We start from the raw sequence: 1,113 nt of genomic DNA, 5'->3' as shown, positions 1-1,113 counted from the left end.
CCCCATCAACTTAAGAATTTTATAACGCCCCAAAAACAAGAATTCCATCTTACTACAGTTAATTATGAGAATTCTGTACGCTCAGATAATTTTTAACTTATTAATGTACAAGAACCTCTTTTTTGAATTTTAATAAATTCATTTTGTCATAGGGAAAATAAGATTTTACTGTTTTGCTGATGGTGGATGGATGTACTATTAGGGGTCACCATACATACCCATCAAGCTAAGGTTGATGGGCATGTATGGTGACCTAAAATGTATCCATTTGAACAACTAGTGTCCAAACTGTGTTCAAAGGTACAATTTTTTTATATGATGACCCCTATTATTGCTCTACACCGTTTGTTAAATAAAACAAGCTATATTTATTAAGAAAGAATCCTTAGATAAAGATTCGAAAACAGGAAAAACAAATATATAACAGAAACACTTATTTGAAAAAATAGAAATCAGGAAGGGGATATAATACCATCCATCCAATATTTATGAATGTAATAAAATCTAATTTCAAAGGATGTGATCTCATTGAAAAGAAGATTTAAATATTACGTAGGTGTATTCACAGCAATAATTGCATTTTTATCATTTTCCACTGAGGGACTTGCAGCTACTAAAGCGGTTAATATTAGTTATGGTCAAAGATTGAAATCAACTTCCTTAGTATATTTAAAAGGTGGAACTAAATTTTATTTAGGATATAGTCATCGAACGAACAATCGCAACCCAGTTCAAGTATATGTAAAAAATAATGAAACAGGTAATACAGTTTTTGGTCGGACCATGACTCCTACAGGAGATTTAGGTATAACACTAATAGCTCCTTCTTCTGGTTACTACCGATTATATTTAGAATGTGTTGGTACTTCATGTAGTGCAGACGGAATTTTGCGTTGGTAACGTTATGACAAAATTATTTTTCAATTAAACATACACGGGGTAGCACCACACATCCATCAACTTAAGAAAACAGGTCACCCCCCATAACGAAAAAATGAGCTCTTTTATTACAAATTAGGACAAAATCTGGTTCTGGGGGAGTTATATTTTCTTAGCTTGATAGCCATGGGGTACCGCCAGCATTTTGGAAAAAAGCCACGTTAACCTAAAAAT

Annotated in this window: 1 protein-coding gene; it reads left to right on the top strand. The window is 32.7% G+C overall.

The window, feature by feature from the left end:
* Positions 1-519 precede the first annotated feature (519 nt).
* Positions 520-900 (top strand): hypothetical protein, encoded by a 381-nt coding sequence (locus BPMYX0001_RS28695; RefSeq protein WP_006097650.1) that lies wholly within the window; start codon positions 520-522, stop codon positions 898-900.
* Positions 901-1,113 lie beyond the last annotated feature (213 nt).

Origin of the sequence: Bacillus pseudomycoides DSM 12442 (assembly GCF_000161455.1) — a bacterium.
Taxonomy (GTDB): Bacteria; Bacillota; Bacilli; order Bacillales; family Bacillaceae_G; genus Bacillus_A; species Bacillus_A pseudomycoides.
The sequence above is the reverse complement of the archived record's forward strand: the minus strand, read 5'-3'. Positions and strand labels throughout refer to the sequence as shown.